The sequence below is a fragment of the Vibrio pelagius genome (assembly GCF_024347575.1).
GTDB classification, from domain to species: Bacteria; Pseudomonadota; Gammaproteobacteria; order Enterobacterales; family Vibrionaceae; genus Vibrio; species Vibrio pelagius.
Genome location: NZ_AP025503.1, coordinates 1,108,451 through 1,134,177 on the forward strand (window position 1 = coordinate 1,108,451; position 25,727 = coordinate 1,134,177).

Genomic DNA, 25,727 nt, shown 5'->3' on the forward strand with positions numbered 1-25,727 from the left:
CTTTGGAATCAAGTTAGATCTTCGAGCCATAATCATTGCGCTTTGGACACGTCGCAAGGATTTCTCTATGTCCTGTGTCTTTGAGCTCTTCCAAGACCACGTCAAAGCCCCATAATCGGTAGAGGTGTTTCATTACTTCATCGTAGCCTTTATCAAGCGGTATACGGTCGTGAGGCACGTATTGCAGGGTCATCGAGCGGTCACCGCGTACATCTACATTAAATACTTGAATGTTCGGTTCTAGGTTACTTAGGTTGTATTGCGCAGCGAGCTTTTCACGAATCATGCGGTAGCCCATTTCGTCATGAATCGCACTCACCTCAATCACGCTCTTACGATCATCATCGAGAATTGAAAACAACTTAAAGTCTCGGATAATTTTCGGAGATAAATACTGGCTGATAAAGCTCTCATCTTTGAAGTTATGCATGGCAAAGTGAACCGCTTCAAGCCAATCGCTTCCCGCGAGCTCAGGGAACCACTCCCTGTCTTCATCCGTCGGGTTTTCACAGATGCGGCGGATATCTTGGAACATTGCAAAGCCAAGTGCGTAAGGGTTAATCCCACTGAAGTAAGGGCTGTTGTAGGCAGGTTGCGCGACCACACTGGTGTGGCTATGCAGGAACTCCAGAATGAACTTATCACTGACCAAACCTTCGTCGTAAAGGTGGTTCAGAATTGTATAGTGCCAGAAAGTCGCCCAACCTTCGTTCATCACTTGAGTCTGTTTTTGTGGATAGAAATATTGACTGATTTTGCGAACGATACGAACACACTCACGTTGCCAAGGCTCTAGAAGCGGGGCATTTTTCTCAATGAAGTAGAGAATGTTCTCTTGCGGTTCACTAGGGAAACGTACCTGCTGCTCTTCCTCTTTATCGCGGTTCTTCGGTACAGTGCGCCATAGTTCATTTACTTGAGATTGTAGATACGCCTCTCGTTCTTGTTGACGTGCTGTCTCTTCAGCGATGGAGATCTTTTCTGGTCGTTTATAGCGGTCTACACCATAGTTCATCAACGCGTGGCACGAGTCGAGTAACTGTTCGACCTCAGATACGCCATATTTTTCTTCACAGTCTGCGATGTACTTCTTCGCGAACAGCAGATAATCAATGATGGAGCTTGCATCGGTCCATGTTTGGAACAGGTAGTTACCTTTAAAGAAAGAGTTATGGCCGTAACAAGCGTGCGCCATCACCAGCGCTTGCATAGTCACTGTGTTCTCTTCCATAAGATAAGCGATACATGGGTCAGAGTTAATCACGATCTCATAAGCAAGTCCCATCTGACCATGCTTATAGTTTTGCTCGGTTTGAATGAATTTCTTACCGAACGACCAGTGGTTATAATTAATCGGCATACCTATGCTGGAGTAGGCATCCATCATCTGCTCAGAAGTAATCACCTCGATCTGATTGGGGTAAGTGTCAAGTCGGTAGTGCTCAGCCACACGTTTGATCTCGACATGGTATTGTTCTAAGAGGTTAAACGTCCAATCAGGGCCGTCTGGCAGCATCTTGCCTCTGTTTTTTCCCACAGGGCTATCTTTCTCTGCAACGCTTGATTTTGCTGTCATGAAAAGCCTCCTTACGCTGTCTCTTTCTGGAACAGTTCTCTAAATACCGGGAAAATATCGTCCACGGTTTTTATGTTTTTCATGGCGAAGTTATCGAAGCTTGCCTCCAACTTCTCATACTCATGCCACAACGTTTGGTGTGAACGACGAGTGATTTCTATATAGGAGTAGTACTGGCAGGTTGGCAGTAGTTTGTTAATAAGCAGCTCTTTGCAGCGAGGGGAATCATCCGCCCAGTTATCGCCATCGGATGCTTGTGCTGCGTATATGTTCCACTCATTTGACGGATAACGCTCAGCAACGATCTCGTCCATTAACTTGAGAGCGCTGGATACGATCGTTCCGCCTGTCTCTTGTGAGTAGAAAAATTCATGTTCATCGACTTCTTTCGCTTGTGTGTGGTGGCGAATAAAAACAACGTCAACGTTCTCATAGGTACGGTTCAAGAATAGGTACAGCAACACATAGAAGCGTTTTGCGATGTCTTTTGTTGCTTGATCCATTGAGCCTGACACATCCATTAAACAGAACATAACCGCTTGGCTAGATGGGATAGGGCGCTTCTCGTAGTTTTTGTAGCGCAGGTCAAACGTATCAATGAATGGCACGCTTTCAATTTTCTTTCTTAGTTCGGCGATCTCTTCTTTAAGTCGCGTCTCTTCGAAAGGCTGAGCCGGCTCTGTCATTTGAACTTTGTCGAGTTGCTCCATCAATGAGTTCAATTCACGGCGTTTACCTGCTGTCATTGCTGTTCTTCGTGCCAGCGATTGTTGCAGCGAGCGAACCACCGCAATGTTCGATGGAATACCTGCAGTTTGATAACCAGAGCGGTGTGTCTTCCACTCGGTGATTTTGTTTATCTGGTTTTTCTCTAGATTCGGCAGTTCGAGATCTTCAAACAGAATATCTAAATACTCGTCTTTCGAGATTTGAAAGATAAATTCGTCTTGCCCTTCACCATCTGGACTCGCTTCACCCTGTCCTGAACCTCCGCCTTGTCCGCCACCTTTCGGGCGCTCAATTTTATCGCCAGTGATGAATTGGTCGTTACCCGGATGAACGCGCTCGCGTACGCCTCCTTGTCCTTGATGGAAGCTTGGCTCTTTGATGTCTTTATGCGGGATCGAGACATCCTCACCCGTTTCGGTATTGGTGATTGAGCGACGGTTAACAGCATCTGCTACCGACTCTTTGATTTGCTCTTTATGGCGTCGAATGAAGCGCTGCCTGTTCACTGCGCTCTTATTCTTACCATTGAGCCTCCGATCAATAAATTGTGCCATAAGAACTCCCTCTCAAATTTACGTCGTGAACCTACTTCTTGTGAGTAGTGAAGCTGCCTGTATTAGGCAGCTCTACACGTTTTGGCTTATGAGGACTTACGAACTCTTAGATACCATTCAGAGAGCAGTCTTACTTGTTTCTCGGTGTAGCCTTTTTCCATCATACGAGCGACGAAGTCATCGTGCTTCTTCTGGTCTTCAGAAGATGTTTTCGCGTTGAAAGATATAACCGGTAGTAACTCTTCGGTGTTCGAGAACATTTTCTTCTCAATCACAGTACGCAGTTTCTCGTAACTGGTCCAAACTGGGTTCTTACCATTGTTGTTCGCTTTCGCACGAAGTACGAAGTTCACAATTTCATTACGGAAGTCTTTCGGGTTACTAATACCAGCTGTTTTCTCAATTTTCTCAAGTTCAGCGTTGAGTGAAGCTCGGTCGAATAGCTGACCTGTTTCAGGATCTCGGTACTCTTGGTCTTGAATCCAGAAATCAGCGTAAGTGACGTAGCGGTCAAAGATGTTCTGGCCGTACTCAGAGTAAGATTCCAAGTATGCGGTTTGAATCTCTTTGCCAATGAACTCCACGTAGCGAGGTACTAGGTAGCCTTTCAAGAATTCTAGGTACTTTTCTGCGGTCTCTTGCGGGAATTGTTCACGCTCGATTTGTTGTTCAATGACGTAGAAAAGATGTACTGGGTTTGCCGCGACTTCGGTTTGGTCGAAGTTAAACACTCTTGAAAGAATCTTAAAGGCGAAACGAGTTGATAGACCTGACATACCTTCATCGACGCCGGCATAATCACGATACTCTTGATAGCTTTTCGCTTTTGGATCGGTATCTTTGAGCGTTTCGCCATCGTAAACACGCATTTTCGAGAATAGCGACGAGTTTTCAGGCTCTTTAAGGCGAGACAAAATACTGAATTGAGAGAGCAGCTCTAGCGTGCTCGGTGAACATGGCGCTTTTGACAGTTCACTATGCTCAAGCAGTTTCTGATAGATTTTCACCTCTTCAGATACGCGTAGGCAATAAGGGACTTTTACGATGTACACACGATCTAAGAAGGCTTCGTTATTTTTATTGTTGCGGAATGTCTGCCACTCAGATTCGTTTGAGTGTGCGAGAATCATACCGTCGAATGGCAGTGCTGATAGGCCTTCTGTACCGTTAAAGTTGCCCTCTTGGGTTGCGGTTAGTAGAGGGTGTAGCACTTTTATTGGTGCTTTAAACATCTCTACAAACTCCATCAGACCTTGGTTTGCTTTACACAGTGCACCCGAGTAGCTGTAGGCATCAGGGTCATCTTGAGAGAAGTGTTCGAGTTTGCGAATATCGACTTTACCCACCAGTGACGAGATGTCTTGGTTGTTCTCATCGCCCGGTTCGGTTTTAGCAATCGCAACTTGGTCAAGGATTGAAGGGCGCACTTTTACCACTTTAAAGCGGGAAATATCGCCGCCAAACTCATGCAGACGTTTTGCTGCCCATGGAGACATGATCGAGCGTAGGTAACGTTTCTCAATACCATACTCTTGCTTCAGCACGTCACCGTCTTCATTAACATCAAATAGGCAGAATGGGTGGTCGTTGACTGGACTTCTCTCCCCGTCAGCACAAAGTACGTAAATTGGTACTTTTTGCATCAATGCTTTGAGCTTCTCAGCCAGAGAGGATTTACCACCACCTACTGGGCCAAGGAGGTATAGGATCTGTTTACGCTCTTCGAGTCCTTGTGCAGCATGTTTTAGATAAGAAACAATCTGTTCGATAGCGTCTTCCATGCCGTAGAAGTCTTCAAACTCTCGATAGCGAGAGATCACTCGGTTAGAGAAAATTCGGCTGAGCTGAGGGTCTTGTGCGGTATCGATGACTTCTGGTTCACCGATCGCAAGTAACAGGCGCTCAGCAGCGTTGGCGTAAGCACTTTTATCGTCTTTACATAGCCCAAGGAACTCTTGCAGAGTCAGCTCTTCTTCCTTGGCTGCTTCATAGCGTGATTGATAGTGGTCGAAAATACTCATAGTCACATTCCCCTTGTTAACCTGTCAAAACTGACGAGCGATTGAAATTACGAACTCCCCACAACTTAAGACTAGACCCGCTTACACAATTTTGCTTAACAATTATGCATTTATTTACATTTTTGTCCGAATTGTGATGTCCGCTAATGTTGGGAACTCTAGGTTTATGCTTAAACCAATTAGGTTTTATACGAAGCCTTTTTAAATAGAGTTTTTTAATTATGAGTTTTTGCTATTTGATCGATAAAAACGTGTGATATCTAGTATTGAAAAGGGGATATGTATAGAGATGGGGTATGTATAGAGTCAAAGGGAACCCCGGCACATGTTGTTATTGCTGACGCCTTCTGGTCGAAGTACGCTTCTTGTTTGCGGGAACAGAACGAAAAAGGGTTGCTCACGAGCAACCCTTTGTTATTTTTGCTTATCTATTATGCGTTGAAGATTTGAGATAGCTCTGTCGCACATAGGTGGTATTGGCGAGGACAGTTGCGCCATGTCGTCAGCATGCGGCGGTACTTATCAAGCATCGGCATCTGGCTGTTGAAGTGGTGATCCGCTTTATCAAACTGCGGGTAAAGACCTTCTGAGTCAACCAGGAAGCGCACGTAATGTACGATTTGTGCTTCAGATGCAATATCAAAACCTAGGAACTGTAGACGACGTTGATCCACTTCTTTGCGCTCTTCATCTGCCAGCATTTTGTTTGATTCTTGCATCGCGTGGTACATCTCCATGATGTCGATAATTTCACGACACTCTGCTTCTGTTAGGCAACCAAACTCTTTGTTCAGTTCACGCATCTGTAGTTCGTAACCACGCTCTACAATCGTTTGTAGACGTTGGTATTTAGCTGAGTTCTCAGGATCCATTTGAGACATTAGGTAGTATTGATTTGATAGAATTAGACGCTGAGCATTGGTCATTTCCATGGGAGGAACCTCACTAAAAAACTAAATGTTGTAATTTGTTTGTTGAAGTAAGAGTAACAGCAATTCTACTTACCGAAACATGATCTCAACACGGATTTAATACGCTTTTTTGAAAAGATCAACAGAAGTTGTAACGAAAAATGAGAGGAGATGAATAGAAGCAATCAACCGGTGCGGGAGTAAAGCGTCGATAAAAAAGCGCCCCATTAAATGAAGCGCTGATAAAGAAATGTGCGGATTAGTATTTTACGTTTGAGTGGTACTCACTCAGTATTGATACGATCTCATCCATCGTCTCTTTGCTTGGTGGGTTCACGCCTTCTAGAGGGTATTCAATGCCTAGAGCTTCCCACTTGTGCGCGCCAAGTTTGTGGTACGGCAGTAGCTCAACCTTTTCGATGTTGTCCATGTCTTTAATGAATTCACCTAACAGGCGAGCATCTTCAGGGTTGTCTGTGTAACCAGGCACCACAACGTAACGAATCCAAGTCGTCTTGCCGATTTTATGCAGGTAGCGTGCGAAATCCAGAGTGCGCTTGTTAGAGACACCAATGAAATCTTGGTGAATTTCATCGCGCATATGTTTGAGATCGAGCATCACTAAATCTGCTGCATCGAGAACTTCATCAATCACTTCGGTGTGCTTACGGATATAGCCATTAGTGTCGAGACAAGTGTGGATACCTTCCGCTTTCGCCGCTAGGAAGAAGTCGCGTACAAACTCAGGTTGAAGCATGGCTTCGCCGCCTGAACATGTCACACCACCACCGGAGGCTTTCATAAAATGACGATACGATTTTGCTTCGTTGATGATCTCCTCAACGGTAACTTCTTTGCCATCATGCGTGTCCCAAGTATCACGGTTATGGCAATACATACAGCGCATTAAACAGCCCTGTAGAAACACAATAAAGCGGATTCCCGGGCCGTCGACCGTACCACAAGATTCGAATGAGTGAATGCGACCAGTTGTAGACATGAGCTATTCTCGTATTAGTATTTATGTTGGTTATTTTATTACAAAAACGGTACATAAAATAGGGTCAATGCCTTGCGGACGCCTAAAAATAAAGGCAATCAACGGTGAAGTTGGTTGCCTTTATCTCTATGTTTCGCAAATGAATAATTTCGTTACTTTTTATCTAAAAGAACGCAAAGAAAGTTACACCGCCGGTTGTATAAATGGACTCTTGAGCCTCTTTGTAATCAGGCGTTTTCACGGTTAATGACAGTGCTGCACCCACATGTTGATTGTACCAAGCAACACCCGCTACCGCAGTCGCTTGAATATTTTCTAGGGTCACATCATAGATGGCTGGGTTCTCGCCATTTTCAAGCGCATATTTTTCAACACCGGAGCGGTCTCCTTCAATCGTAATGTCATTGAAGCGGTAGCGACCTTCAATACCTGCATAGGTAAACCAACCTCTGTTAGAAGCCCCAATCATCCCGGGGCGGAATGGGTTTTCTGAAGTGATGGTGGCGGCACCAAAGTTTCCACCCAGGTCAGTACCCCAGCGCAGCATAAAACCTGTTGAAACATCGCTTCTAAAGTTACCTACGTTGATTTCCGATACGTTAGATACTTCGAAATCGGTGTTTGCAATAGAGCGAGCACGCATCATATTGAAGTGGCTGAGGTAACCAACACTGCCGACGAATTTATCATCAACTTGAAATTCCCAACCGTTTGGTTCGTCAGACTTGGTAATGGAGTGCACGAGTTTTTGCGCTTGTTCCGAAAGTGCACTTTCACCTGTTGTACCCAGAGTGAGGTTGAATCGTTGAGCCTGTTGTGGATGAAGACTGATGTAATTAAATTCCGAGTGGAGAAAACCAGCATACGGGCGATCATTAGCCAGCGGCTCTGTTACCTCAATATCCGATGGAGTGTACATCTTGTGACCGATGGTGATTTCCCATTTATCAAGCGAGCTAGCGCCCCAAGCCGAAAGGCTTAATGGTTTGGCCCAGCTGTAGGGGGTGATTCCCGATGAGGTGTAGCTTAAAAACAAGCCGTTTGTATAGTCTTGGTCAACGCCAAAAATGCCGTCGTTATCGAGAGCGAAAGTAACGGTAGAACGTTCTGAGGCAATCGATGAAAAAGACAATAGAAGTAGAGGTAAACAACGGACAAGCTTCATTAAAAAGTACTCTTTGGTAACGAACCGAAATAGTACCGCAAATTGGCAATAGGTGTGGAAAAAAAGTGAAAGTAACAAAACAGTTTTTGCGCAACTTAACATTTCATTTTGTCGAGCAAGTACACGAAATATCTTGCAAATATAAAAAAGCCTCGCACATTGGCGAGGCTAATATTTTTACTGTTTTAGTCAGCTATAAGATTATAGAGACTCAGTAAATGTACGTGCGATTACGTCAGCTTGTTGCTCTGCAGTTAGAGAGTTGAAGCGAACAGCGTAACCCGATACACGGATTGTTAGCTGAGGGTATTTCTCAGGGTGCTTAACTGCGTCTTCTAGCGTATCGCGGTTAAGAACGTTCACGTTAAGGTGTTGACCACCTTCAATGCCAGCTTCGTGGTGGAAGTAACCATCCATTAGGCCTGCAAGGTTCGCTTTCTGACCTTCAACGTCTTTACCAAGAGCGTTAGGTACGATAGAGAACGTGTAAGAGATACCATCTTGTGCATCAGCAAACGGTAGTTTACCTACAGACGTTAGTGACGCTACAGCACCTTTCTCATCACGACCGTGCATTGGGTTAGCACCAGGAGCGAAAGGAGCACCAGCACGACGACCGTCTGGAGTGTTACCAGTCTTCTTACCGTATACAACGTTAGACGTGATAGTAAGCACTGACTGTGTAGGGATAGAGTTACGGTAAGTCTTAAGCTTACGGATCTTGTTCATGAACGTAGAAACGAGTTCACAAGCGATATCATCTACACGAGCGTCGTTGTTACCGTATTTAGGGTAATCGCCTTCGATTTCGAAATCGATAGCAATGCCGTCTTCGTCGCGGATTGGCTTAACTTTAGCAAACTTAATTGCAGATAGAGAGTCAGCCGCAACAGATAGACCTGCGATACCACAAGCCATAGTACGACGAACGTCACGGTCGTGAAGAGCCATTAGAGACGCTTCGTAGCTGTACTTGTCGTGCATGTAGTGGATGCTGTTTAGTGCAGTCACGTACTGCTTAGCTAGCCAGTCCATGAATGTGTCTAGGCGACCCATTACGTCATCGTAGTTAAGAACTTCGTCAGTGATCTTGTCAGAAACAGGACCTACTTGAAGTTTAAGCTTCTCATCTACACCGCCGTTGATTGCGTAAAGCATTGTTTTCGCAAGGTTAGCACGAGCACCGAAGAACTGCATTTGCTTACCAACGATCATTGGAGATACACAACAAGCGATAGCGTAATCATCAGACTCTAGGTCAGGACGCATTAGGTCATCATTTTCGTACTGGATAGAAGAAGTATCGATAGATACCTTCGCACAGAAACGCTTGAAGCCGTCAGGTAGTTGCTCAGACCAAAGAACAGTGATGTTTGGCTCTGGAGAAGGACCCATTGTGTATAGCGAGTTTAGGAAACGGAAGTTAGTACGTGTTACTAGCGTACGGCCGTCCATACCCATACCACCCATAGACTCAGTAGCCCAGATTGGGTCACCAGAGAATAGCTCATCGTACTCAGGAGTACGTAGGAAACGAACCATACGTAGTTTCATTACGAAGTGGTCGATCATCTCTTGAGCTTCAACTTCAGTGATCTTGCCTGCAGCGATATCACGCTCGATGAAGATGTCTAGGAAAGTCGAAGTACGACCTAGAGACATTGCAGCACCGTTTTGAGACTTAACAGCCGCTAGGTAGCCGAAGTATGTCCACTGGATAGCTTCTTGAGCTGTTTGAGCTGGCTCAGAGATATCGAAGCCGTATTTAGCAGCCATCTCTTTGATTTGACCTAGAGCGCGGTGTTGCTCAGAGATCTCTTCGCGAAGTTGCATTGTTTCAGCTAGGTTTTCGCCGCTTTCGAATTGCTCTTGAAGAGAAGCAAACTGAGCTTGCTTGTCTTTCATTAGGAAGTCGATACCGTATAGAGCTACACGACGGTAGTCACCGATGATACGACCACGACCGTATGCATCTGGAAGACCAGTTAGAACACCAGACTTACGACATTTTAGGATGTCAGGCGTGTAGATATCGAAAACACCTGCGTTGTGTGTTTTACGGTATTCAGAGTAGATTTTTGAAATAGCTGGATCAAGAGTCTCACCGTATGCTTTACAAGAACCCTCAACCATGCGGATACCGCCGTTAGGGATGATAGCACGCTTAAGTGGCTTCTCAGTTTGAAGACCAACGATGGTTTCTAGGTCTTTCTCAATGTAACCAGCATCGTGAGAAGTGATGGTAGAGATAACAGAAGTATCGAATTCTACAGGTGCCTTAGTTGCGTTTTCCTGTTTGATACCTTCCATTACCGAAGCCCAAAGCTTGTTAGTTGCCTCAGTACCTTCAGAAACTAGGAAAGATTCGTCGCCTTCATACGGCGCGTAGTTCTTTTGAATGAAATCACGAACGTTTACTTCATTTTGCCACTCACCTGCAGCAAAACCTTCCCAAGCTTTAGCAAATTGCTCTGCCATGACATACCTACCTTTTTAGTAGAAAAAACACGTACTTTAACGCTGTTGAGCCAGCGCCCCTGTATAGGGTAGTACACTCTTATTAATAACAATATGTATTATCACATCAGGTTCATATGATTATATATATTGTCACTACCTTTCAAATCTTGTCTCGTCTCTATGTATTCAAGACTACGCTAAAAAAAATCTGCAAACCTTAAACTAAATCAATAAATGCTAAAAAAAGTTGAGAAAAAAGGGGTGATGACTTTCATCACCCAAACTTTTTTTGAGTTTACTCTGTTTATTTGAATCTAGTTGTGATGACTAGATACGTTTGGTCAGAGTATCCAGACCAATTTATAGCCAAGCTTTAATGCCATATTGACCTTCAAGCATACCTACTGCAAGCATTGCAACAAGACAGATAACAAGAACGCTTACTGGAATAACAATCTTGTCTACAAAAGATAGACGCTTAGGACGCTCTTTGTCACCAATCAGACCGTTATTATCTAGCAGCATAGTTAGAGCCCAAGCTAGTACTGGGTTAACTACCGCCGAACCGAAGATACAGATACCCGCTGCTTGTGAGTCTTTGCTGTCTTTAACCATCTGCATACCAGCTTCAAGTAGAGGAAGAGATACACCAACTAGAAGCGCAACACGCATCACTGGAGGCCATACTGCAACGTCCATTGGGAAGCCAAGAATCGCAACGATGATACATAGAGAACCAAGTAGGATTGCACCGCCCGGAATAGGACGTTTAGCGATCGCAGCTGGGATCATGTAAGTACCCCAAGATGAAGTGATGTTACCACCACCTACTGCTGTACCAACCATTTGACGAACTGAACACATTGTCATTGTGTCATCCACATCCATGAGTACTTTTTCAGATTTTTTAGGGTAGTTCAGCTCTTGGAAGATACGGTGACCTAGGAAATCTGGTGACCACATTGCTACTGCAAGGATTGCGAATGGTAGAGATGCAATGAAGTGTTCCAAGTTTGGAAGACCCAGCATCCAACCTTCTTCAGTAGAACCCCACCAGTAAACTGGGTTTAGGTTTGGAAGACCGGTTTCCGTCACGAATTTAATGTCGAATCCCGCACCAAGTACTAGCGCAATCGCTAGACCAGTGAAAGCACAGACAGGAATCGCTAACCAACGCTTGTTCACTTTAGCAAGGAAAGCATATAAGCCGATGGTAACCGCAAGTACAACAAGTCCGATATAACCCATGCTACCAGCAGCAACCGTGTCAGACTCAAGGCCCACAGCCCACGCTTGGATCGAGTTGATCTGACTCATCGTTCCCGTTAGACCAAGGAAAATAAGTAAGCCGCCAGCAGTACCTTCGGAAGTGAGGTTAACCAGTTTAGAGCCACCTTTGAGCAGACTCAGGATTAAACCAAACACACCAATAAGGATAGCCAATGCAAGAGGGTGAGCACCTGCAAGAGCGATGGTACCGATAAGTGGGATCATTGGGCCGTGGTTACCGGCAAGGTTTGCTTTCGGGTTGAAGAAACCAGAGGCAAGAATACAGAAGAGCAGTGCTGGAATAAGCATCTCTACACGAGCAACTTCGATAGCGAAGTCTTTACCTAGGTTCACGTGATCCCAAGCTTGCGTCAGACCTTCAGCCCAAGACATCATAACCGCAGAGTACATCGCGATGATGCCGATAGTACCAGCAAGTGCCGGCACAAGGTCTTCAAGCTCAAAACGGAAGTCTCGACCAGGAAGGTTAAGGCCGAAGCGGCGAGGCTTCATGATTTGCAGCTCGTGATCTAGATAGTCGGAGCGGCTTTCGAATTCAGAAGCAGGGCGGTGTAGCTCTTGATAGCTCTTTTCTTCTACTTCAGAGTTCGCATTGTTGACAACGTCTGACATAGATTCCTCATATTTTTATTTGGTAGTAATTCTAAAAATGAATTCTATAAATGCGCAAAACTGCGTCATCTCTTTTGTTTATAACTCATTAACACAATGTTGCACGGTTTTCGCGTGCCTTATGCAGCTAAGTTAAAAGAAACATTTGGCATTTTTATATGCCTTATTGTGTGTCGAGGAGTCTAACAAGCTTACCCTTTAGGGTGATTGATCTTGATCACTTTATGAGTTTATGTGAAAGAAAGCTACAAAATGACTATGCTCAATAAGTAATCTTTAAAAAAACGTGTAATTTGTTTTCATATCTTGACGTTTATCTCACCCCATCACATTTCTCTTAGAAAAACAGTTAAGCCCTATAATGCTTGGCGTGCTTTTTGCTATATCATCCGCAGAGACTAAATTTTGGCGCGCTGTTGCCACAAACAGGATGTAAATAGATGAAAAAGACCCAAATCTTGCCGCTAGCGGCAATTATCTCAGGACTACTTGTTGGCTGTGGCGGCGGAGGCGGCGGCGGCGGTGGTGGCGGCCCTGTACAAACTAAGTATCAATTTACTTTTGTAACACCGGTTGTGGTTGATGCTACCAATGTAGGCAGCTGTACTATTTATAGGGAGTTTGATGACAATGGAACGCCGAAGGTTCTTACATATCATAGTATAGGTAGTGCTTTGGACGATCGTATCGTTGGCTCGTACTCTGATACAAACGGCAACATAGATGGTAGCTTGATTGAAGCATCAAATGGTGTTGTGGAAATGGTTTTAGAAAATGTTCCCGACGGAGGCGCGTTTACCTTACAAGAAGCTAATGGAACCATTATCAATGCTATTACCTTTAGCCGTGATGCGCTAGAAGCTGACCAAGAGCTTAAGTCTGCTTACCTTTCAGTTGAACAGTCTGTGGCAAACACCCAATGTATTTCTAATTCAGGATCAAATGACCAAGAAGTTACTTTATCTGAGTTACGATACTTAAACGCTAGTGATAGCGTGGGTAACCCTAACGTTACTTACTATTTTGATTCACAGATAGAGACGCAAACCAGCACAAACCCTCAGTTAACCGGAGCTAATGTACTTAAGTCTGTTTCTCCTGAGAAAACTATGGTTTCACAGTATCGTACCGCAGATAGAAGCGAGTTGTTCCAGTATGGCTTTGATTCTTGGCCTGATAATCAAATGATATTTGCAGGCACATCGAGCACGCCTGATGTTTCAAGCAGCCTTATTAATTTCACTGACATTTCCATTGACGTTGTGTTTGGTGGGTTTAATTATGATTTAGTTGACATTAATCGTAGCGCGTCATTCTATCACCCAACTAATTTAAGTAATGGCGATGTATGGACCTTTGGCGTAGAAGGTACAATCAATACAGCAAACTGGTCTGCAGAGTATGGTGCATCGGTATCAGAAAATTGGGATCTTGTTGTAGATGACACCTCTTTGTTCACGCTTTCAAATACTAATGACTCAAAACCTACAATGGGCGCTCAGCAAATTGACTTAAGTACAAGTTTAGGCTTGGGGTCGGAGACTGGTTTTCAGCGAGTTAGTTTTCAACAAGGAGCGACGAATGGCTCTACTCCATATGTAATGAGGCACACGATTTACTCAAATATAGACTCTGCGGTACAAGTACCTACGATTGACATGTCGAGTGTACCATCTGCAATAGCCGACGATTTATTGGTATCGCAAAATTCTAGTGTTTCTCAATCTTATTTATTCACCAAAGAAGAGTCTTCAATTCTGCTACACGAATTTGTAATGGACTTCCGTAACGGCTCTGGCGTTGACACCTCTCAAGATGTCATGGGTATGCTCTTTACTTCAAAAGAAGTAAGAGATAACCAAATAAAACGCTCTCAGCAAGAAACGTTGAAGTTAAGTCGTGATGATACCTAGTTAACAAAAATAAAACATAAAAGCCCCGTTAATCGGGGCTTTTTTATAACTACTATTCATCGAATTGAGAGGAAAACGCTACCTAGTGCATAATAAATCAGAGTGAAGTGCTATTTATTCCAAAATGATAGGTTAATAATTTGTTGCATGTTGCTGCGTTGGGTGCTAGTTTGTATCGCATGAAAAGGTCGGAGTACCTTGCATTTACACAAACTTGGGAGAGAAAGCGCATGAAAGATGTACCAGCGCTGGATATAAAGGACTTACACAAAACGTTTGGTCAAAATGAAGTTTTAAAAGGAATTTCGCTTTCTGCACACAAAGGGGACGTGGTTTCAATCATCGGTTCCTCTGGCTCTGGCAAGAGTACCTTTCTTCGCTGTATCAACCTTCTAGAAACACCAACCGCCGGTGAAATTTGGGTAAACGGTGAACTTATCCAAATGAAGAACAACCGCCTTGGTGAATCCGTTCCTGCCAATGAAAAACAAGTTCAGCGAATCCGTTCTCGCTTGGCGATGGTTTTTCAAGGCTTCAATCTGTGGTCTCACTTAACAGTTCTTGAGAATGTTATTGAAGCACCTGTACACGTACTGGGTGTACCTAAAGCACAAGCGATTGAAAACGCGGAGATGCTGCTTAAGAAAGTGGGACTGTACGAGCGTAAAGATTACTACCCTGGTCACCTTTCTGGTGGTCAACAACAGCGTGCCGCTATCGCGAGAGCACTGGCTGTTGATCCTGAAGTAATGCTTTTTGATGAACCAACATCGGCACTTGACCCTGAGCTTGTGGGTGAAGTACTGGGTGTTATGCGTGATTTGGCTGAAGAAGGTCGAACCATGCTGGTGGTGACGCACGAAATGGCGTTTGCGCGTGATGTTTCTAATCATGTGATGTTTCTGCACCAAGGTCTAGTGGAAGAGCAGGGCGATCCAGCTAAACTCTTTACTAATCCTGAGTCTGAACGCTTACAACAGTTTATCTCATCAATTTATTAACGTATTACCAGTATCGCTATCAAGGTATGAGGCGGTGCTAAGTAATGAACACAACAACCAAACTATAAACACAACATTGAAAATATCTAAATCACAGGAGTAGGGATATGAAAAAGTGGTTACTGGTAGCAGCACTTGCTGCAACTGCAGCAACTGGCGTAGCTCAAGCAAAAGAGTGGAAAACAGTTCGTTTTGGTATTGAAGGTGCTTACCCTCCATTTAGCTGGACTGAAGCTGACGGCTCTTTAAAAGGCTTTGACGTGGACATGGCAAACGCGCTTTGTACTGAGATGCAAGTGAAATGTAAGATCGTCGCTCAAGACTGGGATGGTATTATTCCTTCTCTACTTGCTCGTAAATATGATGCGATCATTGCGGCAATGTCTATCACTGAAGAGCGTAAGAAGAAAGTAGATTTCACAGGTAAATACGCTCTGATTCCAAACAAATTCATCGCGAAAAAAGGCGCTGGTCTTAACTTTGACGATCTAAGCGGTCAAAAAATTGCGGTACAACGTGCAACGACGCATGACAAGTACTTAACTGATAACTACGGTGACACGGTAGAAATTGTTCGTTACGGCTCTTTCGACGAAGCTTACCTTGACCTAGCAAACGGCCGTGTTGCAGCGGTACTAGGTGATGCGTCAGCACTTGAAGAAGGTGTTCTAAACAAAGCGGGCGGTGAAGCGTACGAGTTTGTTGGTCCATCACTTACTGATCCAAAATGGTTCGGTGACGGCTTCGGTATTGCGGTACGTAAGCAAGACAAAGACCTAACTAAGAAAATTGACGAAGCGATCATCTCGCTACGTGAAAAGGGTATCTACCAAGATATCGCAGCTAAATACTTCAACTACGACGTATACGGTCAGTAATATCCTGAGAAGACTCTAGGGAGAGCGCACCTCTCCCTATCTCTCCCAACTTTTTCGCTGTTCTGTTGGAATTCATTATGTTTGATTTACAAGGGTATGAAGCTTCGATACTTAATGGAGCTGTACTCACAATTCAAGTTGCGTTGCTTTCGCTATTTCTAGCTATGGTGCTGGGGATGTTAGGCGCATTAGCAAAATTAGCACCTTATCGATGGGCAAGAGCCATTGCCACACTTTACACCACCATTATTCGCGGCATTCCAGACCTGGTATTGATGATGTTGATCTTCTTTGGTGGACAGATCCTTTTAAACAACAGTTTGTATTCCATCAATGAGTGGCTCAATGAGTGGTTCACTTCTAGCGACCCGAACCATGAATGGACGTCATACCTACCTGATTATATTGATGTTAGCCCGTTTATTGCCGGTGTGCTGACCATTGGATTCATTTTTGGCGCTTATATGGCCGAAACGTTCCGCGGCGCGATCATGGCGGTTGATTCTGGAGAGATGGAAGCAGCAAAAGCTTACGGTATGAGCCCTGTTAAGGCATTTTACCGCATACTGCTTCCTCAGATGATTCGACACGCATTGCCGGGCTTTGGCAACAACTGGCTTGTATTGCTCAAAACAACCGCTCTAGTGTCGATTATTGGTCTAGAAGATATGGTACGAGTCAGCGCACTAGCGGCAGGTTCAACGAAGATGCCATTTACTTTTTACATGGCAGTCGCACTGATTTTCTTATTCTTTACCAGTGTTTCAACCGGCTTATTAAAGCTCGTTGAACGTAAATTTAGTATTCACGCGAGGTAACTATGGACTTTTCATTGATTGTCGAAAGTTTTCCAATTTACCTGAGCGGTCTTTGGACAACGGCGTGGATGGTATTAGTCGCGCTAATTATCGGTCTTTTTGTGGCTATCCCACTGGCGATAGCGCGCAACAGCCATAACATGCTGATTAATGGGCCAGCGTGGTCATTTATCTACTTTTTCCGTGGCACGCCACTCTTGGTTCAACTGTATCTTATCTATTACGGTATGGACCAATTCTTCCCTGTAAAAGACACATTATGGGAGAACGCCTGGTTCTGTGCTTTGGTTGCATTCATTCTAAACACCTCGGCTTACACCGCAGAGATTATCCGAGGTGCGATTAATGGTTTGCCGAAAGGTGAAGTTGAAGCTGCGAAAGCGTATGGCATGAGCACATCGAAAACTTACCGCCGCATTATTTTACCAAGCGCTCTACGTCGAGCACTACCAGCATACAGTAACGAAGTCATCTTCATGCTTCACGGTTCAGCGGTTGCAGGTATTGTAACGATTATGGATCTAACCGGTGCAGCGCGTCTGGTTAACTCACGTTACTATGCACCATTTGAATCTTTCCTCACCGCAGGTCTTTTCTATATGGCGCTAACGTTTATCATCATCGCTCTATTTAAACATGCTGAGAAACGATTCTTGGCTTACCTAAGACCACTTAGTTAACGAAACGGCGCTTTTTAGCGCCGTTTCTATTTTGTTGTTCACTCGTTTTTAGGCTTTATCGCGATTTATCTAAAATCGTTAACTTGGTTCAGATCTCACCTTGGTATTGAGTTTATAAATTGATTTGACCAGATCGATAGATACACTCGGTTCAACTTTACTAGAGTGTTGTACAGCAATGAAAAAAAGCACACTATTTTTATACATGGCAGTGCCTTCTCTGCTACTTACTGCTTGTGGTGGAGGCAGTGATTCTAATGATTCTACTCAGCCCAAAACAGCAGTACAGAGAGCTCTTGAGAGTGGTGACGCCTCGTTAGTCTCTGATGCTAATGAGTTTATTGCTGCGAGCGAATCGTTCGTGTCGGAGCTAAATCGTCAACACAATCAGATCAAAAACCATCTGATGCAAGGTGAGGGTGGAGAAACCCTTAATCAGCTGTTCTGGGACCCTACCCATGACGCCGCTATCATCTCTTCTACTTATGGTTTTAACGATCCCATCCTTAAAACCAACAAAGCGATGAATGAAGATTACACCGACCAAGAGTTAGTTATCGGTGTGGCTGGATACACCGCTTCGCAAACTCGCTATGCAGCATTGGCGAGTAACCCTTTCCGCACTTTACAACGGTATCCTAGCTCGGTTAACGAGCAAATGGAGACATGGTTAAAGAATCTGGTTAACTGGGCGGCGGGATCGGATAAGCCCGCGAAGATCGTGTTAGCTCAAATGGATCAGTCCTACTACTTTCCTGATGATGGTGCGACCCGAAACTGGATTAAAAATAATATTAATTCACATGCACTGATCAACGATGATGATGCATGTGATGCCGGTAAGCTAAAGGCGTGCCTTGAAGAGAAACCCGACCTCCTAATCATTTCCCAGCAGCTAAATGACGGCGACCGCGTAAACGATGTAGTTGAAGGCTTAAACTACTCATTTGAACATCAGATCCCTGTGCTGTATTTGCATTTAGACGGGGGGATGACGGAACTCGGGCGTGCTCTGTTTACTGAAATGCACATTCAATATGAGGGTGACAACTATTGGCGTAAATTGGGGCTATCTGATTGGGACCCCAAGCAACTTCTTGATCAAATCCCAGATTTTATTTTGGCGGAGCAAGCCTTGTTACACCGCCTCAAAAACGACAGTTTTAATGTTGATCTGAAGTTGTGTGATGATAAGTCTTGCGCTGATGAATCGTTGATGGATGCCGAGTTTTACCGGGCAGCTAATACCCTTCGTATGCACTTGAATGGCTTAGATAAGCAGAAAGTCGACTTGTTCGCTAATAGTGATTATGAGTATGAAAAGTTGATACTGCTGTTAGCTGACAGTTATCGACAAGATGTCTCGTACCCAATGGATAAGAACAACACTGAAAGAATCGATTTTCTAAGGTCCTATTTCAGTGATTACGTACAATACCAAAGCCGATCGGTAAATGCCGCGCAGCCAAACCTAGGTAACTTTAGCACCAAAACGTTTGAAGACGTTCCGCTGATTTATAAAACGGTGACGTTGGAATCAAAACGCAATTTCCGCTCAGCGGGGGTGTATGCACTTCCCGGGCAGACCATCAAAGTCACACGTGTTGATCGTAATGATGTGAGTACATCCATCGCATTCAACTCACTACGCAGTGGTGCCACTCACGAGTTCTCAAAAGACGGCGGTTATGCGAGGCCTAAGTTCTTAACATCGGTGGCTTATCCGATTGAACCTGGAGAAACCATCATTTTGACCTCTGCGTATGGCGGAACACTGCAGGTTCATTTTGATAAGAATGATATCAACGTTGAGTTGAAGTTCGAGAATGTTGCTCAGCATCCGGTGTGGCGAAGTGAAAAAGACAACGAACGCTTTGTTGCCGAGCTCGAAGAAGCGAAATTTGATTGGGCAGAGCTGATTACACCTGGCTTTGAGGTGCACTCAAAGTTGGACAAAATGCAAACATCAATCGGTTCAAGCGATTGGAACCAGCCGCATGACATGGCTTTGGCGACCGAACGATACATGCATAATTTTCCACATGCGCTGGCTGGGTTTAGAGGGCCGGGAATCGATGAAATCGCCGAAGTGCATGGGTATGGAGACAGTAAAGGTTGGCAAGTTGAGACGATTGACATCGTCAAACATATGAACGCTGACCAAGCGACTTGTGGCTATGGCTGCTCTGGCAACCCTTATGATGCTTATTGGGCTTTTCATCCACTGGGTCACGGTGACTTACATGAGTTAGGGCATGGCTTAGAAAAAGGCCGATTCCGTTTTAGTGGTTGGGAAGGGCACTCTACAACCAACTATTACTCCTACTACAGTAAGTCACGATACTACCAAGATACAGGCAACGTATCATCGTGCCAAAGTCTAGACTTTAAAGGTCAATATGAACTTCTTCAACAGAGTCGGACACAACCTGATCCTAATGCGTTCATGGCGCAGCAAAGCCAAACTCACTGGAGTTGGGGAGCCCGTGTTTTCATTCAAATGATGATGTTAGCGCAAGAGCAGGGTGTTTTGGATTACGGCTGGCATATGCTTGGTCGACTTCACTTGATTGAACGAGAGTTTAATAGACTTAAATCAAGCGACGATCTTTGGAACACCAATAAACAGACGATTGGCTTCAATAGCTACTCAAGGGAAGAGGCAAATCAAATCACCAATGATGATTGGTTGTTGATTGCACTGAGCTACGTCAATGAGCGTGATATGAGAAATTACCTAGACATGTGGGGCTTTAATTTTACGGATAAAGCCAAGTCTCAAGTGGCTGCGCTCAGTTTAACACCAATGCCTCTGACTTATTTTGCCAGCTCCAGCAGAGGGTATTGTGTCGATGAGTTTGCGAAAGCGCCAATTAGTGTCGATGGAGTAACGGCTTGGCCGCTTAACTAAGATAAAGGGGGAGCCTCAGAGGTTCCCCCTTTTTACATATCAACTCATTACTTAAAAGTTGACCAAATCGGTGCGTGATCTGATGGCTTTTCAATGCCACGCAGTTCGTAATCGATGCCTGATTCGGTGCACTTTTCAGCAAGTTTTGGTGTGGCTAGAACCACATCAATGCGCAGGCCACGATTGTCTACAAAGCCTTTTGAGCGGTAATCAAACCATGAAAATTGATCGGTCACGTCTGGGTGAAGTTGACGGAAAGTATCAACAAAGCCCCAATCCAATAGTGTTTTTAGCCATTGGCGTTCTTCAGGTTGGAATGAACATTTGCCTGTTTTTAGCCAACGTTTTGCGTTCGGTTCACCGATACCGATATCAGCGTCAATTGGACTGATGTTGATGTCACCCATCACAACGATCTGTTCGTCATTGCTGTGGTGATCATTGAGGTAAGTCATTAGGTCTTGGTAGAACTGGCGCTTATAAGGAAACTTAGTCTCGTGATTGATATTGTCGCCTTGAGGGAAGTAGCCATTAAGCACAGTAGTCTTTTCGCCAGCCTCATCTTCGAACGTGGCCATGATCATGCGCTTCTGATGCTCTTCGGTGTCTGTTGGGAATCCCTTCTGTACAGAAACAGGCTCTTGCTTACACAGCATTGCAACACCGTAGTGCGCTTTTTGGCCGTGGAAGTAGACCTTGTAGCCCATAGCTTCAACATCAGCGAGAGGGAATGCTTCGTCATGAACTTTGATTTCTTGTAGGCCAATCACATCCGGTTGATGTTTATCGATGACTGCTTGAAGTTGATGTAGACGAGCTCTAAGGCCGTTAATATTAAAACTGATGACTTTCATAAATTTCCTCAGGGGAGGTCAGTGGGGATAATAGCTAAATCTTAACACCCCAAGCTAAGGTGACAACACCGAAAGCGGTTGAAAATAAGCGTTAAAAAAATAGAAGACACGATTTATTAACATTTATATAAACTTTCGTTTTATATGTGACCGATTTGTGCTGTAATTGCAAGCTAAGCTATTCGTCTAACAGACATAAGTAGAATTGCATTTTCGCTATCGGTATGTTGTTAGGTCTACGGAAGTCTTTTGGCTTAAATAAGGATATTCAATGCGCTCACTTTCAGTACAGTGGAAGATCACCCTTTTGTCTGGGTGTTGTCTACTTATCACTTCACTCTCTCTTATTGGTTTTTCGATCTACAACGCTTCAAGTAACCAACAGGTGATTAAGTCTCAAAGCTCAGATTCTGTTATTCACAAAACGGAACAGTTGTTGTCATCGGTTTCACAGTTAAATGCGCAGGAAACCCAGCGCTATGTCGATGAAGCCATCTATCGAGCTGAAATGCTAGCCGCGAGTGCTAAGTTCCTAAAGACGAATGCGGAAGAGAACTTCACGCCAAGTGAAGAGCTACGTACTGCATTAGACGAGATGATTCGTCGCTCAGTTTTAGATTTTGATTCAATTCTTGGTGCTTACTTGGTATTTCGTCCTGAAATGCTCGATGGTGAAGATGGAAATTATGTGGATGCCGATTACGTAGGTTCAAACGAAGTGGGTCGCTTTGCGCCGTATTGGAAAGTGGCAGATAACGGAGAGAACGTACTGTCAAATGTTCTCTCTGAGCAAACTCTTAATGACAACTCAAACAGTGAACGTTTTTATTGTCCGCTATCGAGCGGTCAAACATGTATCAGTACACCTAAGGTTGTAACGAGTGGCGGCCAGTCACTGTTAACTTCGTCGATATCTGTGCCAATCATGATTGATGATACACCAATTGGTTTCTTAGGTATCGACCTTCGACTTGATTCCCTGACCCAGATTGTAGCTAAATCAGACGCGGATCTGTTTGACGGCAATGGTGCGATTTACGTAGTGAGTCTAGATGGCTCGGTGATTGCGGCAGATGACACATCAATTTCAATTGGTTCTCAATTCGTGAGTACAAATACAAGTAATGACCAACTTACCGACTTTATGTTCGGCGGTGAGGCAATGACTCAATGGAGCGAAAACGGAGAATGGTTGCTTGCTTTTGCTCCGGTTGTTGCAGCGAATCAGACTTGGGGCGTGTTGTTAGAGATTCCACACGACAGTGTCGTTGCGGATGCAGATCTGCTGGATGCAATTATCAGTGATAAATTGAGTGAAGGTGTTAAAACGGAACTGATTGCTGGTGGCCTGTTCATTGTGATTGGTCTAGGGGTCATTGCGTTTGCTTCACTTTCTATTGTAAAACCGATTCGTCAAGTGGTTGAAAGGCTGGACGATATTGCGTCAGGTGAAGGCGATTTAACTCAAAGACTTGAGGTCAAATCTCAAGATGAAGTAGGGCAGTTAGCACAAGGCTTTAATCGATTCCTTGATAAGCTACAGCCAACGATCAAAGAAGTGATCGCAACCTCAGAGCAAGTGGCGAATACGACCAGTGCAGCAAAGTCGTCAGCTTCGAGTACGCGTCAAAGCAGTGAATCGCAGTTTAAAGAGGTCGACTTAGTCGCGACAGCGGCAGAAGAGATGACGCAGACTGCAAGTCTAGTTGTCCAGAACGCTGAAATCGCAGTAGGTGCGGCAAGTGAAGCTAACTCTTCTGCAAAGCAAGGGCAGCAGGTGATTGAGTTGTCCGCTGGCGAAATGAGGAAGTTGGTGGAGCGTATGTCGAGCGCAGTACCGATTGTTGAAGAGCTTGCCAAGAACAACGCCAACATCACAGATATCTTGGGTGTGATTGAAGGTATCTCAGAACAAACAAACTTGTTGGCTTTGAATGCGGCGATTGAAGCGGCGCGTGCGGGTGAGCAGGGGAGAGGCTTTGCCGTTGTTGCGGATGAAGTTCGTAATCTTGCAAGCCGTACACAAGCATCTGTAGGCGAAATTCGTCAAGTGATTGATAAAGTTCAAGCTGGAACGCAGGATGTCGTTGAAGCGATTCAAGAGGGTAACATCTTAGCGAATGATACGGCTCTACACGTTCAGAATGCGGTTGAGGATTTAGGCTCTATCTTTACCTCGATTGAGGCCATTAGCGATATGAATAACCAGATTGTAAGAGCAGCAGAAGAGCAACAATCGGTCTCTGGTGAAGTAAATCAAAGCGTAGTGAACATTCGTGATCTAAGCGCACAGATTCTTGAGCAGGCTTCAAAATCTGAAGAGCAAGGGAATCAGATTGATACCTTATCTCAGCAACAGCAAGTGCTAGTTAATCAATTCAAGGTGTAATCTTTTCTTCGTTTTAGAACAACAAAGGGACACGTATTTGCGTGTCCCTTTTCGTATGCTTTGAGGTTTAGCTACTCTTCGATAAACCAATAGCCTTTGTTTACTAGGTCCGTAATAAGAGCAATAGCAGATGGGCTGAATGCTTGTTCTAGTGTGATGATGGATTCATTGCACAGTGACGTTAAAAGGGCGCGGTCACCATCTTCGACCTTAATGACTTCACCATTGATATAGGCCACGTTAGGCTCTGCCTCATGGTAAAGGGCTTTGAGGCCAGAAACTTTGTATATCTCACCTTGTGCCGCTAAATGATTTGACACCTCTTCTGCTTTCCATAGTGGCTCTGGCGCTACGATATCAAGCTGATGGCGCGACTGGCTCAGTAGGCATCCCATAAAGTCACTTACTGTATTAGGTTGCTCTAGCGCGGAATGTAGCATTTTTGTCAGGTTTGCAAGGTCTGACTGACGGATTTGACCAAAGTTGTTTTGCGCCTTGAACTCCGGATCATGAAGATGTGTGTCACCCATGTCATGCGCAAGCACGAAGTCAGCAAAGTTACTGATCAACTCTTGCTCTTTAGGTGAACGATAACCAATTGAGTAGCTCATTGAAGACTCTAAAGTTGTCCCTTCATGGGGGAAGCCCGGTGGAATGTAGAGAATGTCACCCGGTTCTAATACTTGATCGATGATAGGATCAAAACCTTCAATTTGACGAAGCGCAGATGCTTGAATGCTCTCTTTATATTGTCCCTGATCTTTAGCGCCCACTTTCCACTGACGTTTGCCGTGACCTTGAACGATAAATACGTCGTATTGATCAATATGAGGACCCACACCACCATGCTCAGCTGAGTAGCAGATCATCAGATCGTCAAATAACCAGTTTGGCAGTTGTTGAAACGATTCTGCTAATTGAGCCGCACCTTGGTGCCAGTGGTTTGCTGCTTGAACGATCAGCTGCCAGTGGCTTGGTGGGAGTTGTGCAAACTTATCTTCGCTAAATGGACCGTGTTCCGCTGACCACTTATTATCTTGGTTAGACACAAAGCGCGAGTCGACTTCTTCTTCCATTGATAATCCCGCCAGCTCTTCTGGGCTAATTGGGTCAACGAAATCCTTGAATCCGCCTTTGATGATGGTCGGTTGTTTGTGCCAGTATTGTTCAACAAACTCGGCCATAGAGAAGTTAAGTTGGTACATGTGTATCCTGTAATATTCGTTCTAGGTGCTAGGTGCTAGGTGCTAGGTGCTAGGTGCTAGTTTAGCTTGAAGGTCGTTCTCAACGATCTTTATCGCCTTTAAAGCGACTTTTGGGTCAATCTCGTTGCTTTCAAAAAGGTAGATAAGGTCAACCGCAAGTTTGATCTCATCTGGTGCGCTATCAAGTGGTGATGGGGCTTGTTCAGTGCTCATCTCTATTCCGGACCTCTAAATCTATTTGCCTATGTATCTTCTTCATTGAATCTTCGCAACGCTCTAGCCGTTCAATCGCCAGTTGCCAAGCTTGTTCAGCCTGATCTTTTTGATAAGCAGGGCAGGCATCAAACTGAGCTTTTTTTTGCTGCACGAGAGCGGTCAAACGCCGTTGCCAATCTTGATGCTGAGCTAGGGCATTATAAAGTTGATTGGTAGAGTGTGGTTGGTGCAGATTACGATCTTCACGCAAGTCGTAATTTGCGAGCTCTCTCTGGAGTGCCGCTATCTGGTTAGTTAACTTTTCCGTTAAGTGAACCGCTCTTGTTGCTGTTAGTTGGTTTTTTGCTTGCTCGGAGAGAATCCTATGATAGTTAGATTGTGCTTCTAGCGCATACGGCATCAGTACCTTGGCTCGAGATTTAAAGAGAGTACTATCGAAAAGCGGTTGATGGTATGCACCACGAGCACTGTCTAGTTGTTTACAGTGCCCGATTAATGTGTCGAGAATTTTACCGAGTTGCTTAAAGTGAGACATGCTTAATCT

General features: G+C 44.5%; 19 protein-coding genes. 7 read left to right on the plus strand and 12 right to left on the minus strand.

What is annotated here, in order from left to right:
- Positions 1 to 13: 13 nt before the first annotated feature.
- The 8 genes from vsple_RS05040 to vsple_RS05075 form a co-directional block, all read right to left on the minus strand.
- On the minus strand, positions 14 to 1,576 hold the full coding sequence (locus vsple_RS05040; RefSeq protein ID WP_261882848.1) for a SpoVR family protein: 1,563 nt from the start codon (positions 1,574 to 1,576) through the stop codon (positions 14 to 16).
- 11 nt (positions 1,577 to 1,587) lie between these two features.
- On the minus strand, positions 1,588 to 2,859 hold the full coding sequence (locus vsple_RS05045) for a YeaH/YhbH family protein (protein ID WP_255231037.1): 1,272 nt from the start codon (positions 2,857 to 2,859) through the stop codon (positions 1,588 to 1,590).
- Positions 2,860 to 2,945: 86 nt separating this feature from the next.
- Positions 2,946 to 4,880, minus strand: a complete 1,935-nt coding sequence (locus tag vsple_RS05050) for a PrkA family serine protein kinase (RefSeq protein ID WP_255231036.1) — start codon at positions 4,878 to 4,880, stop codon at positions 2,946 to 2,948.
- A gap of 431 nt (positions 4,881 to 5,311) precedes the next feature.
- Entirely contained in the window at positions 5,312 to 5,812 is a 501-nt protein-coding gene (locus vsple_RS05055; RefSeq protein ID WP_261882849.1) for a YfbU family protein, read from the minus strand.
- Between the two features lie 238 nt (positions 5,813 to 6,050).
- Entirely contained in the window at positions 6,051 to 6,791 is a 741-nt protein-coding gene (gene pflA / locus vsple_RS05060; protein WP_255231034.1) for a pyruvate formate lyase 1-activating protein, read from the minus strand.
- Positions 6,792 to 6,954: 163 nt separating this feature from the next.
- The gene (locus tag vsple_RS05065) at positions 6,955 to 7,956 is read right to left on the minus strand and encodes a lipid A deacylase LpxR family protein (RefSeq protein ID WP_261882850.1); all 1,002 of its coding nucleotides are present in this window, start codon (positions 7,954 to 7,956) and stop codon (positions 6,955 to 6,957) included.
- 201 nt (positions 7,957 to 8,157) lie between these two features.
- Positions 8,158 to 10,434: a formate C-acetyltransferase gene (gene pflB, locus vsple_RS05070; protein ID WP_261882851.1), complete on the minus strand. Its 2,277-nt coding sequence runs from the start codon at positions 10,432 to 10,434 to the stop codon at positions 8,158 to 8,160.
- Positions 10,435 to 10,776: 342 nt separating this feature from the next.
- Positions 10,777 to 12,318, minus strand: coding sequence for a DUF3360 family protein (locus tag vsple_RS05075; RefSeq protein ID WP_255231031.1), 1,542 nt, complete (start codon positions 12,316 to 12,318; stop codon positions 10,777 to 10,779).
- A gap of 440 nt (positions 12,319 to 12,758) precedes the next feature.
- On the opposite strand from vsple_RS05075, the gene vsple_RS05080 reads away from it, so the two are divergent.
- The 6 genes from vsple_RS05080 to vsple_RS05105 all read left to right on the plus strand — a co-directional run bounded on the left by vsple_RS05080 (position 12,759) and on the right by vsple_RS05105 (position 20,519).
- Positions 12,759 to 14,231, plus strand: a complete 1,473-nt coding sequence (locus vsple_RS05080; RefSeq protein ID WP_261882852.1) for a flagellar sheath protein A — start codon at positions 12,759 to 12,761, stop codon at positions 14,229 to 14,231.
- 230 nt (positions 14,232 to 14,461) lie between these two features.
- Complete coding sequence (locus vsple_RS05085; RefSeq protein ID WP_032549478.1) at positions 14,462 to 15,232, plus strand: ABC transporter ATP-binding protein; 771 nt, start codon at positions 14,462 to 14,464, stop codon at positions 15,230 to 15,232.
- Positions 15,233 to 15,339: 107 nt separating this feature from the next.
- Complete coding sequence (locus vsple_RS05090; protein WP_261882853.1) at positions 15,340 to 16,110, plus strand: ABC transporter substrate-binding protein; 771 nt, start codon at positions 15,340 to 15,342, stop codon at positions 16,108 to 16,110.
- A gap of 77 nt (positions 16,111 to 16,187) precedes the next feature.
- Complete coding sequence (locus tag vsple_RS05095; RefSeq protein ID WP_255231028.1) at positions 16,188 to 16,928, plus strand: ABC transporter permease; 741 nt, start codon at positions 16,188 to 16,190, stop codon at positions 16,926 to 16,928.
- Between the two features lie 2 nt (positions 16,929 to 16,930).
- Entirely contained in the window at positions 16,931 to 17,608 is a 678-nt protein-coding gene (locus vsple_RS05100; protein WP_255231027.1) for an ABC transporter permease, read from the plus strand.
- Positions 17,609 to 17,786: 178 nt separating this feature from the next.
- Positions 17,787 to 20,519: an ImpA family metalloprotease gene (locus vsple_RS05105; RefSeq protein WP_261882854.1), complete on the plus strand. Its 2,733-nt coding sequence runs from the start codon at positions 17,787 to 17,789 to the stop codon at positions 20,517 to 20,519.
- Positions 20,520 to 20,566: 47 nt separating this feature from the next.
- Here vsple_RS05105 and xthA read toward each other — a convergent pair whose 3' ends face one another.
- Entirely contained in the window at positions 20,567 to 21,373 is an 807-nt protein-coding gene (gene xthA / locus vsple_RS05110) for an exodeoxyribonuclease III (protein ID WP_255231025.1), read from the minus strand.
- A gap of 271 nt (positions 21,374 to 21,644) precedes the next feature.
- Between xthA and vsple_RS05115 the strand changes: the two genes are divergently transcribed.
- Entirely contained in the window at positions 21,645 to 23,762 is a 2,118-nt protein-coding gene (locus vsple_RS05115; RefSeq protein WP_261882855.1) for a methyl-accepting chemotaxis protein, read from the plus strand.
- Between the two features lie 71 nt (positions 23,763 to 23,833).
- Here the strand turns inward: vsple_RS05115 and vsple_RS05120 are convergent, their stop codons facing one another.
- From vsple_RS05120 to vsple_RS05130, 3 genes are read right to left on the minus strand one after another with little or no spacing between them, the layout of a single operon-like run.
- Complete coding sequence (locus tag vsple_RS05120; RefSeq protein ID WP_261882856.1) at positions 23,834 to 24,967, minus strand: ribosomal protein uL16 3-hydroxylase; 1,134 nt, start codon at positions 24,965 to 24,967, stop codon at positions 23,834 to 23,836.
- Between the two features lie 42 nt (positions 24,968 to 25,009).
- Positions 25,010 to 25,180 (minus strand): pleiotropic regulatory protein RsmS, encoded by a 171-nt coding sequence (gene rsmS, locus vsple_RS05125; protein ID WP_261882857.1) that lies wholly within the window; start codon positions 25,178 to 25,180, stop codon positions 25,010 to 25,012.
- A complete protein-coding gene (locus vsple_RS05130) occupies positions 25,170 to 25,718 on the minus strand; it encodes a primosomal replication protein (RefSeq protein ID WP_261882858.1) in 549 nt (182 codons plus the stop codon). The genes rsmS and vsple_RS05130 overlap by 11 nt, the downstream gene beginning before the upstream one ends.
- Positions 25,719 to 25,727 lie beyond the last annotated feature (9 nt).

What these genes read in the sequence shown, in the direction of transcription:
- vsple_RS05040 (WP_261882848.1), bottom strand. Translation starts at nt 1,576, where the DNA reads ATGACAGCAAAATCAAGCGTTGCAGAGAAAGATAGCCCTGTGGGAAAA.
- vsple_RS05045 (WP_255231037.1), bottom strand. Translation starts at nt 2,859, where the DNA reads ATGGCACAATTTATTGATCGGAGGCTCAATGGTAAGAATAAGAGCGCA.
- vsple_RS05050 (WP_255231036.1), bottom strand. Translation starts at nt 4,880, where the DNA reads ATGAGTATTTTCGACCACTATCAATCACGCTATGAAGCAGCCAAGGAA.
- vsple_RS05055 (WP_261882849.1), bottom strand. Translation starts at nt 5,812, where the DNA reads ATGGAAATGACCAATGCTCAGCGTCTAATTCTATCAAATCAATACTAC.
- pflA (WP_255231034.1), bottom strand. Translation starts at nt 6,791, where the DNA reads ATGTCTACAACTGGTCGCATTCACTCATTCGAATCTTGTGGTACGGTC.
- vsple_RS05065 (WP_261882850.1), bottom strand. Translation starts at nt 7,956, where the DNA reads ATGAAGCTTGTCCGTTGTTTACCTCTACTTCTATTGTCTTTTTCATCG.
- pflB (WP_261882851.1), bottom strand. Translation starts at nt 10,434, where the DNA reads ATGGCAGAGCAATTTGCTAAAGCTTGGGAAGGTTTTGCTGCAGGTGAG.
- vsple_RS05075 (WP_255231031.1), bottom strand. Translation starts at nt 12,318, where the DNA reads ATGTCAGACGTTGTCAACAATGCGAACTCTGAAGTAGAAGAAAAGAGC.
- vsple_RS05080 (WP_261882852.1), top strand. Translation starts at nt 12,759, where the DNA reads ATGAAAAAGACCCAAATCTTGCCGCTAGCGGCAATTATCTCAGGACTA.
- vsple_RS05085 (WP_032549478.1), top strand. Translation starts at nt 14,462, where the DNA reads ATGAAAGATGTACCAGCGCTGGATATAAAGGACTTACACAAAACGTTT.
- vsple_RS05090 (WP_261882853.1), top strand. Translation starts at nt 15,340, where the DNA reads ATGAAAAAGTGGTTACTGGTAGCAGCACTTGCTGCAACTGCAGCAACT.
- vsple_RS05095 (WP_255231028.1), top strand. Translation starts at nt 16,188, where the DNA reads ATGTTTGATTTACAAGGGTATGAAGCTTCGATACTTAATGGAGCTGTA.
- vsple_RS05100 (WP_255231027.1), top strand. Translation starts at nt 16,931, where the DNA reads ATGGACTTTTCATTGATTGTCGAAAGTTTTCCAATTTACCTGAGCGGT.
- vsple_RS05105 (WP_261882854.1), top strand. Translation starts at nt 17,787, where the DNA reads ATGAAAAAAAGCACACTATTTTTATACATGGCAGTGCCTTCTCTGCTA.
- xthA (WP_255231025.1), bottom strand. Translation starts at nt 21,373, where the DNA reads ATGAAAGTCATCAGTTTTAATATTAACGGCCTTAGAGCTCGTCTACAT.
- vsple_RS05115 (WP_261882855.1), top strand. Translation starts at nt 21,645, where the DNA reads ATGCGCTCACTTTCAGTACAGTGGAAGATCACCCTTTTGTCTGGGTGT.
- vsple_RS05120 (WP_261882856.1), bottom strand. Translation starts at nt 24,967, where the DNA reads ATGTACCAACTTAACTTCTCTATGGCCGAGTTTGTTGAACAATACTGG.
- rsmS (WP_261882857.1), bottom strand. Translation starts at nt 25,180, where the DNA reads ATGAGCACTGAACAAGCCCCATCACCACTTGATAGCGCACCAGATGAG.
- vsple_RS05130 (WP_261882858.1), bottom strand. Translation starts at nt 25,718, where the DNA reads ATGTCTCACTTTAAGCAACTCGGTAAAATTCTCGACACATTAATCGGG.